At 46.8% G+C, this 9,809-nt stretch carries 5 protein-coding genes; all 5 read left to right on the forward strand.

Features of this window, described 5'->3' with window-relative positions; genetic code table 11:
- Positions 1-84 precede the first annotated feature (84 nt).
- The 5 genes from GJS45_RS09205 (at position 85) to GJS45_RS09225 (ending at position 8,788) form a co-directional block, all read left to right on the forward strand.
- Positions 85-5,349, forward strand: coding sequence for a lamin tail domain-containing protein (locus GJS45_RS09205; protein ID WP_162341181.1), 5,265 nt, complete (start codon positions 85-87; stop codon positions 5,347-5,349).
- Between the two features lie 89 nt (positions 5,350-5,438).
- Complete coding sequence (locus tag GJS45_RS09210; RefSeq protein ID WP_162341182.1) at positions 5,439-6,428, forward strand: TRAP transporter substrate-binding protein; 990 nt, start codon at positions 5,439-5,441, stop codon at positions 6,426-6,428.
- Complete coding sequence (locus tag GJS45_RS09215) at positions 6,425-6,886, forward strand: TRAP transporter small permease (RefSeq protein ID WP_162341183.1); 462 nt, start codon at positions 6,425-6,427, stop codon at positions 6,884-6,886. The genes GJS45_RS09210 and GJS45_RS09215 overlap by 4 nt, the downstream gene beginning before the upstream one ends.
- A complete protein-coding gene (locus GJS45_RS09220) occupies positions 6,883-8,157 on the forward strand; it encodes a TRAP transporter large permease (protein ID WP_162341184.1) in 1,275 nt (424 codons plus the stop codon). Before GJS45_RS09215 ends, GJS45_RS09220 begins: the two co-directional genes overlap by 4 nt.
- A gap of 175 nt (positions 8,158-8,332) precedes the next feature.
- Positions 8,333-8,788 carry an Hsp20/alpha crystallin family protein gene (locus GJS45_RS09225; RefSeq protein ID WP_235954688.1) on the forward strand — a complete coding sequence of 152 codons (456 nt, stop codon included), beginning with the start codon at positions 8,333-8,335 and terminating at the stop codon, positions 8,786-8,788.
- Positions 8,789-9,809 lie beyond the last annotated feature (1,021 nt).

The following is a 9,809-nucleotide window of genomic DNA, read 5'->3' on the forward strand; positions in this document are numbered from 1 at the left end:
GTTCTACTTTCCTGAAGAATCCACAGGAAAACTTTTTTTCATTGAATTACGCGTGTTGTATATTCTGTTTATTATATTCAATCTATGAAAGCCATCATTTTGATCGGACACTTCATTACTTTTTTACTCCTTGGCCTCGCCTTTATTCCCTCTTCAAAGCCTATGGAAACACAGGATTTTGAAGAAAAATTCGTCATTGTGAACCACCCGGATGAGTTTTTGCCTGGATGGTCTGCCAACGAAATCAGTGACGGATCTTCCCGGGTATTTCAGGCGACAGGTGAAGGACTGAACCAGTCCCATGCCCTGGGCATTCAACCTATAGCAAGTTTCAGTGCGCAAATTTACATAAAAATAGCGACTGTTGGAGTATCCAACCCTACAATTTCCTTTCAGGCCAGAACCAGCAAAAATGGGAACGGAAACCGGTCGGCCTTACTCTACTTCTCCTTTTCAGAAAATCCGGAAGACGGATTCAGCGAACGCATTGCGCTGGGAGATGCCGGGACTTTTCCAAACGAAGACGGATCCTACACGGCCTATTCTCTTCCCATCCCGGAAAAATTCAGGAACCTGGAAACCCTAACCGTGTTAATGGAGATAGCATACGGACCGGGTTCCGGCACGGCTGCGCGGGTGTATTTGGATGGGTTTTCCGTACAAAACGACAACCAACAAACGGAAGAAATCGCTGTCAACGGCCTGGAAATCATAGGAGAAAACACCCTTTCCCTCCAATTCAACCAGGCGGTGAACTTGGATAATCAGGCCATTATCCTTAGCAACGGATATGGAAACCCCGAAAACGTAACCTTTCCCGAACCGTCGGTTATGCTCCTCGAATTCGCTGGTCAGTTGTATACCAATGACTATTTGCTGGCATTCGACCAGGTTGAAGCGGTAGCCACAGGGCAGGTTTTGGAAAATTGGGAATATGCCTTTTCCATTGAAACCCCCACTCCAGCCGGTGCGCTGATCATCAATGAATTGATGCCCGATCCCAATCCAAAAGGTAAGGTCCCTGCGACTCCGGTTTTGCCGACAAGTAGTACGGCCGAGTACATTGAGCTATTTAACCGGCTGGACAAACCCATACGGCTTAGGGGTTTTACCTATAATGAGGTGCTGATTGAAACGCAGGTAATCGAACCACTCTCTTACCTGATCCTTTGCTCTCCTGCCACAAAGCCGGCTCTGGAAGCCTATGGACAGGTGGCCACCGTCAATCCCTTCCGCACCCTTCCCAATAATTCCGGCAAGATCGAGATAAGAGACGGATTCGGCAATTTGGTAGATAGCCTGGAATATTCCGAATCCTTTTACCGCGATCCTGAAAAGTCAACGGGAGGCTGGTCAATCGAACGCATCAATCCCTTTCAGGCTTGCAGCGATCGCTTTAATTGGAGGGCTTCCACCGCAGCGACAGGCGGCACACCGGGAAACGAAAATGCGGTTTTCAGCGAGGAGCCGGATAGCCGGCCGTTTGAATTGCTGGAAGTATTCCCGCTTTCGGCCGACCGGATTCAGCTTACATTTTCCAAGGCATTACCCCAGGAGCTTGGGCAAACGCCGCCGTTTACGCTTGCCGGAGAGCCCTTGCCGGTAATCGAACACTCAGAAAATGTCCTGTTGCTGCAGCTACCGGAACCCATGGTTTCAGGGAATCGGTACGCATTGGAACCCGGGGACCTGGTCGATTGCTTTGGGGTGCCTCTGTCCTCTGAAACCGTTTCCTTTTTATTTGATGCAGATCCTCCCCGCTTGACATCCGTATGGGGAATTTCCGAAAAGGAGCTCTTACTGGTATTTAATGAAGAGCTGGATAGCCTCGCTGCTTCCCGGTTTGAAAATTACCGAATAGTAGATCGACCCGTAGAAGTACTGGCTGCTCAAAGGCGGGAAACCAATGAAATTCGCTTGCAACTCGATACCTCGTTACAAATAGGAAACGATTATACTGTTCGGGTTGACAACATTTCGGATCGGTATGGCAATTTTCTTTCTACCGAACAAATTACCTTTACCTGGGAAAATTACCTGGACAGCTTGGCCTTTTACGCCCCCACCATTCTGAAAGTTCAATTCGCCGGTTCAGTAAATCCCGAATCAGCCATGCATCCGGAAAACTATCAATTACAACCCGACTTCTTGCAGCCTGCCCGGGTATTGGCGGTGGCAGAAGAAGAAAATGCATTTCTATTGGTATTTGACCGGGAATTTTCACAAAACCAGGACTTGATTTTGGAAATTACCGGTATCGAAGATCAGGAGGGGAAGGGCCGGATCACCTTTAGCCAGCCTTTCCGCTGGGATACCCGGAAAATACAACTAAGTGAGCTACGCATCCCTTCCTCAAAAAGTCTGTTGCTGGAGTTCAATAAAGCGCTGGACCCTAAGTGGGCAGGGATTCATCAATCGTATGAAGTGACCGAAGGGGTCGGATCTCCGGAATCGGTAAGCTTACCCGGACCATCACGTGTGCTGCTGGAGTTTGCCAGCGAATTTACTCCCGGAAAATCCTACCGGCTTCAAATAAAAAACCTAAAAGATCTATACGGAGAAGAACTGACGCAAACCATTAGCAGGTCCTTTAGCTGGGATACCCTTCCTCCTAAAATTGACACCGCCTATTTACTTTCTCCGTATGAGCTGCAATTGGTTTGGAGCAAAGCCATCCATCCGCCCGATTCAGTACTGGTTGACGGTAAGCTTGAGAAAGCATTTTCCCTTTCATCTAATGGGCTAAATTTAACGCTTCATGCCCAGGAGCCACTGAATTCCGATATCCTGGATATTCGAGTTCCCATGGTGCAAGCCCGGACGGGAGAAATAAACGTGAATGATGCATACAAACTGGACCATTCTCAGTTTACCATCAGTAAAATGGACATTCTGGATTATCAAACTATAGAGGTAACCTTTACTGATTTCCCGGATCCGGGATCGGTGCTGTTTCCCGATCATTACCGAATCGGCACGTGGCCGCCGCAGGAAGTTCGGCTGATGGAAAACGGCTATCAAGTCAGTCTTTCTCTGCAGGAGAACCTGATGGTTGGAGATACCCTACAGGCTTCCATTGCTTCGGTGAAGGGGGCAAACGGAAAAGCCAGCCTTCCCAGGGAAGCCTCGATGTTATTCGATGATGGCATTTTAGACCTTTGGATGGAAACTGCCCAAGTGCTTCACATCAGGCAACAAATCCCGCTGGATAAAAATACTCCCTGGGATGGAGATTTTCATTTTTTGGAGGATGATCGGGGTTTGGAGGCCCTCCTCAATCAAAGTAAGCCCCAGCAAATTCAGGTAATTATCGATGAACCGCTTCCTTTGGGTTCTCTTTGGACCCTACAAGTCCCGGCCCGAATGGGAGCGAATGGTCGCAGACTTCCCGGGAGTTTACGGCCTTTTTCCTGGAGTCCGCTGGCTCCGGAATTACTCGAAGTGGAACTATTGCCGGAGCATAATCTACTGCTGCATTTTGACAAGGAACTAAACCCGGTTCTGGCGGTGGTGCCGGGATTCTATTCCGTGAATGGGGATTCGCCTAATTGGATTACCTTAGAAAACAGTGGAAAAGAGATCCTGCTTGCCTTCGAAAATGGCTGGGAGCTGGGAGAGGAAATTAGCTTGCTCATAGAAGGCCTGGAAGATTTGGATGGCAACACCATCCATCCTGTCGCGATGAGCCTGACCTATCAGCCACCCGAAATCCCTGCATTCAGAGAGCTAATCCTTAACGAAATGATGCCAGCACCCCGGCCGGGCAGCGGACTTCCGGAGGTGGAATACCTGGAACTGTTTAACCCCACCGAAAAGACCTTCCAATTAGGCGGTATGAAGCTTTCCAACAGCCGCAGTGAAATCACGCTCCCGCGTTCCGGCCTGGGTCCGGGTGAATACCTCATTCTTTGTCCCGCGTCTTACGCAGAGTCCTTTGATCGGTTTGGGAAGGTACTAGGGCTTAAGGCCTGGCCCACGCTACTGAACGGCGGGGACGTGGTGACACTAACAAATTCCCGGGGAACCCTGATAGACCGGATAATCTTCGATCCTTCCATGCCGCTCGGAAGCGAAATAGGCAGCAATGGCTACAGCCTGGAAGTAATCAACCCTTATTATCCCTGCGAATCCATTACCAACTATGCTCCTTCAAGCAGTGAAAATAGGGGGACTCCCGGAGGACAAAACTCAGTATTCGACGATTTTCCCGACCGCACGGCACCTCGTCTGCTTGCCGCGGTGCTGGAAGACGAATCCCGAATTATCCTACGATTTTCGAAACCGGTAGCCATTCATAACCAAAACAGCAACGTTAACTTGTCCCCCGAAAGGATCATAAAAGCCTCGTATAAAGATTCACTGGACTCATTTCAGTGGGTGCTGCTCCTTCAGGAACCCCTGCAAGCAAATCAGGTCTATGAGGTAAAGGTAGAAAATTGGCAGGATTGTGCAGGAAATCCCCTGTCGCCAGATGCCAATAGTTTGTTGGTCAGGGTTCCGGGCAGGGCATCGGAAGGAGACTTGCTGCTAAATGAAATTCTATTTAACCCGGCTACAGGTGTTCCGAAATTTGTGGAGATCTACAATCATTCCGAGAAGTACCTCAACCTTAAAAACTGGAAGCTGGCCAATGCAAGGGATGAAGAAATCAGCAACCGACGAGTAATTTCCGGCCAGGATTTGATTTTGGATCCATTTGATTACCTGGTGCTGACCACAGACCGCCAAAAACTGGCCGAACAGTATCCCCTCAGCAATCGGGAAAAATTTGTGGAAATGAGTTTGCCCAGCTATCCAATTCGTTCTGGAACAGTAATTCTATTGGATCCGGAAGAAAACTGGGTGGAACGAATGGATTACGATGAGGACTTTCACCATGCATTTCTTCGGGATGTCAAAGGAATTTCGCTCGAAAGGTATTCCGTCACGGCTCCTACCAACGAACCGGAGAATTGGCATTCTGCCGGAGCCCATGTGGGCCATGCGAGCCCTGGGGCTAAAAACTCCCAAGTGTACGAGCAGGATAATGCTGGATTGGGCATTCAGTTGTCACCCGAGGTCTTTATTCCCATGGCTGCTGGTGAACAGCCGTTCACCACCATCTCGTATAAAATGCCCGCACCCGGTTTTCAGGCAACGCTACGCATTTTCGCTCCTACGGGAATTCCGGTAAAAGTAGTATGCCAAAATGAAATCTGGGGCGCAGAAGGATTTTATACCTGGGACGGCAGCAATGAAAGCGGGGAAAAAGTGACGGCAGGATACTACATTCTGTCTGCGGAATTGATCCACCCTAACGGACAAGTCCAGCACATCAAAAAAACAGTGGTCGTGGGGGCGAAATTTTAAAAATAAAATGTCCTGGGAAAATAATTTTTGTACTTTGGAGCCAATTTCCATTGAATGAACCCATACTAACTTGTTTGAAGGCTGTATCTATGAACCCAAAAGGCTGTTTTCAGGTATTTCTACTCGTTTTTTTATTACACCTGCTAGGATGCCAGGCTGACCGGAATAAAAAACCTGAATATACCCTGCGCTTTGGCCATCTGGCCAATCGGGAACATGGTTGGCATAAAGCCAGTTTAAAATTTGCCGAAGAGGTAAAAAAACGATCCGAAGGTCGGATAGAAGTCATTGTTTACCCAAACGAGCAGTTGGGAAAAGAGATGGACGTACTCACAGGTCTCCTGGTAGGCAGTGCCGATATCATGATTACGGGTGAGTCCTTACAAAGCTGGAGCCTTCCCAAATCCATCCTGTGTGCCACGCCCTTCGCCATCCGGGATTCCGAACATCTGAAGAAGGTAGCCGGGGGACCCTTGGGTAAAGAAATCGAGCAACACATTCTGGACGTAGCGGGATTTCGCCCCATCGCCTGGTTTGAAAGAGGAGCCAGGAACCTTACCGCCAACCGGCCGATCCGCCATCCGGATGAATTGCAGGGAATGATTCTTCGGGTACCTGCGGTATCCTTGTACGTGGACACCTGGAGCGCCCTGGGTGCCAAACCTACCCCTATGGCCTTTTCGGAGGTATTCACCGCCCTGCAACAATCCACCATTCATGGACAGGAAAACCCCTTTGCGCTGATCAAAGACGCAGGCTTGTACGAGGTGCAAAAGTATTGCATGCTGACCGAGCATGTCAAGAGCTGGGCCTACGTGGTCATGAGCAATAAAAAATACGAAATGTTGCCTCCGGATTTACAGGAGGTTATTGATGTATCTGCGGGGATCATGCAGGAATACGAACACGAATTGTTTCTGGTTCAGGAAAAAAAAGATTACCAATTTCTACTGGATCAGGGGATGGAATTTATAGAAGTGGATAAAAATGCCTTTAGAGAAGCCGCTACAAAGGCAGTCATGCAGGCCTTTAACGAAGAACAAATTGACTTGCTAAGAAGAATTCAGGAAGTACCATGATGAAAACCAATTTCCCGTTGCTGGACAAAATACTCGGCCACTTTGTAAGCCTGAGTTTTATGGTGATGATAGCCGTGGTACTGCTTCAGGTCGTGGCCAGGTATGCCTTACCCTGGGCACCCAACTGGACGGAGGAGTTGGCACGTTTTAGCTTTATTTACTTGGTCAGCGTAGGTGCTGCCCTGTCCATAAAGGACCAGGGATACGTAAGTGTCAATACCTTTCTGGACAGGCTTTCCCCTAAGGCCAAAGCCCGCATGCAAGCCGTAATATTACTGTTCATCCTGATCATTATGGGCACCCAATTTATCTTTAGCCTGCCGTTAATGGATATTGTCAGCCTGCAGAAATCCCCTGCCCTGAACCTCAACATGGCTTTTATGTATGCGGCCATGGCAATTATGGGACTATTTACCAGTCTGTATGCATTGTTGGAACTACTAAAAAAGCTAAAATGACCGTCCTCCTTTTCGTTGTTTTTCTGGTGCTTTTAATTCTGGGCTTCCCGATTGCCTTTGCCTTGGGCATTTCTGCATTTTCCTATCTGATTTTTAGCGATATCCCATTGATGGTCATCCCACAAAAAATGTATGCCGGCATTGATGTGTTTGTCCTTTTGTCCATTCCGGGTTTTATCCTGGCGGGCAACCTGATGAACGCCGGAGGCATTACCCAGCGAATCATTCATTTCTGCAATGCCCTGTTGGGCCATATTCGGGGCGGCCTGGGCTTAGCCAATGTGGGGGCATCCATGCTATTTGGAGGGATTTCCGGAACGGCGATAGCAGACACCGCAAGTATTGGCTCGGTAATGATTCCTGCGATGAAAAAGGAAGGCTACGATGCACCCTTTTCCTGCGCCATCACTGCCTCTTCTTCGACCATCGGCCCCATCATCCCCCCCAGTCTTCCTATGATCATAGCGGCCACCTTGACCGGAATGTCGGTTGGAAAGCTCTTTATTGCCGGCATCGTCCCTGGTTTATTATTGGGATTAGGATTTTTACTTACCGCTTATTTTATAGCCGTGAAAAAGAACTATCCGAAAAGCGATCGGAAATCTCCGATGTTCATTTTCAAAAGTTTCATGCAGGCATTTTGGGCGATAATGATGACGCTGCTAATCCTATTCGGCATTATCGGCGGTGTGTTTACGCCCACAGAAGCATCCATCGTGGCGGTAATCTACGCAATGGGCATTGGACTTTGGGTATATAAGGATTTAACGTTCAGACGCATACCTAAAATTTTATTGCAATCGGCCAAAACAACCGCTTCCTTAATGGTGCTGGTGGGCTTTGCCAACCTTTTTGCCTGGATCATGACGGTGGAAGAGTTACCCCAACAGATTGCCACCACGCTGCTCCAACTCACGGAAAACAAGTGGGTATTGCTATTATTGATAAATTTGTTGTTACTTTTCGTTGGGGCTTTTATGGAAACCATCGCTGCGCTGCTGATATTGTTTCCGGTCTTGTTAGGCGTAGCGGTTCAGGTTGGGGTAGATCCCGTTCAATTTGCCATTATCATGGTTGTAAATTTGGTTATCGGCCTTACCACGCCACCTGTGGGTGTTTGTTTGTTTGTAGCCTCCAGCATAGGAGGAGTATCCTTGGAGAAAATTGCTCGTGCCGGATTGCCCTTCCTCTTGGTGAGTTTGCTGGTGCTGATATTGGTGACCTATATTCCGGCTGTGAGCCTTTGGCTTCCGGGCCTTTTTTATGAATAAGGCAGGAAAAGACATTTTGGCATTTAAGGATTATTTTTTGACATTTTGACGGATTTAAACTTATAAAAACTGTCTTATTGTCCTATTATTCAGTGTATTACCTCATTTTTTGAAATGGCATTTCTTTTGAAAAGAATGAATAAAAACGAATCTGAAAACCAAAATCCATAACGCCATGACACTGATGAAAGCAGCAAACAACGGAAAAAAATCACAAGTACCTGCCTTTGATAACTTGTTTGACAGGCTATTTGACATGCCTTCGGCCTTTGATCTGGGTGCACCAGTCAGCCGTTTTAAAACCAGCGTACCGGCAGTAAATATCAAAGAGAACGATAAAAATTACCTGCTGGAACTGGCTGTGCCCGGGTTGAAAAAAGAAGATTTCAACATCTCTTATGAAAATGAGCACCTGGTAATTGCTTCCGAAAGGAAAACCGAAGAGCAGCAAGAAAAGGATCAGGTAACCCGAAGGGAATTTCACTATGAATCTTTCCAAAGATCCTTTTTCCTACCCGAAGAGAAAGCGGACATTGATAACATCAATGCGCAGTACAAGGATGGCATTCTGTTGGTAACCATTCCAAAAAAAGAAATCAAAAAAGAGGTTAAGCAGATTACGGTTGGTTAATCTAAATGTTGAAACCCATAGGAAAAGCTCCCAAACTGGGGGCTTTTTTTATGTCAGTGATCACGGGATTTTTAATTCCAACCTTATTCAACCCGAAAAATGCATAAGGTATGCTCCCGGATCCTTCTACTTATTTGGTAAAAAAAGGAACCATATAAGTTATATAAGAACATATTAGGCGCTCCCTGATCCTTAAACTATCTGTGCGGATCGGTGTTATCTGTGGTGCACACTTTTTTCGGAAATAAATGAGGAACCATATAAGTTATATAAGAAACTATAAGTTTTTTTGATCCTTAAAATATCTGTGCGAATCTGCTCGAATCTGTGGTGCACACTTTCTTCAGCAATAAAAAAAGAACCATATCAGGCATTTAAGAGCATATAAGATTTTCCCTACCCCCCTTCAATGACCTTATATGGTTAAAAAAAGAAATCCATAAAAGGTACTTAAGAAGATACTAGGCGCTCCCTGATCCTTAAACTATCTGTGCGGATCTGTGGTATCTGTGGTGCACACTTTCTTCAGCAATAAACAAGGAACCATATAAGGCATTTAAGAGCATATAAGAATTTTCCTGACCCCTTCAATGCCCTTATATTCCTTATATGGTTAAAAAAAGAAATCCATATAAGGTACTTAAGAAGATACTAGGCGCTCCCTGATCCTTAAACTATCTGTGCGGATCTGTGGTATCTGTGGTGCACACTTTCTTCAGCAATAAACAAGGAACCATATAAGGCATTTAAGAGCATATAAGAATTTTCCTGACCCCTTCAATGCCCTTATATTCCTTATATGGTTAAAAAAAAAGAACCATATAAGGGATATAAGAACATATTAGCCTCTCCCTGAGCCTTATCTGTGCGGATCCGAGTAATCTGTGGTGAACATTTCTGCAGCTTTGGGCATAAAAAAAGCCCTTGTGGAATAAACCAAAGGGCTTTTGAATAAATGAGGCGGCGATCCCGACGAGTCGGGACAGGCTCTACTCTCCCGTGCGCCGCGGCGCACCAGTAC

Source organism: Cyclobacterium salsum (genome assembly GCF_010119245.1).
Taxonomy (GTDB): Bacteria; Bacteroidota; Bacteroidia; order Cytophagales; family Cyclobacteriaceae; genus Cyclobacterium; species Cyclobacterium salsum.

Coding starts and splice junctions, on each gene's coding strand:
- GJS45_RS09205 (WP_162341181.1), top strand. CDS start 85: ATGAAAGCCATCATTTTGATCGGACACTTCATTACTTTTTTACTCCTT.
- GJS45_RS09210 (WP_162341182.1), top strand. CDS start 5,439: ATGAACCCAAAAGGCTGTTTTCAGGTATTTCTACTCGTTTTTTTATTA.
- GJS45_RS09215 (WP_162341183.1), top strand. CDS start 6,425: ATGATGAAAACCAATTTCCCGTTGCTGGACAAAATACTCGGCCACTTT.
- GJS45_RS09220 (WP_162341184.1), top strand. CDS start 6,883: ATGACCGTCCTCCTTTTCGTTGTTTTTCTGGTGCTTTTAATTCTGGGC.
- GJS45_RS09225 (WP_235954688.1), top strand. CDS start 8,333: ATGACACTGATGAAAGCAGCAAACAACGGAAAAAAATCACAAGTACCT.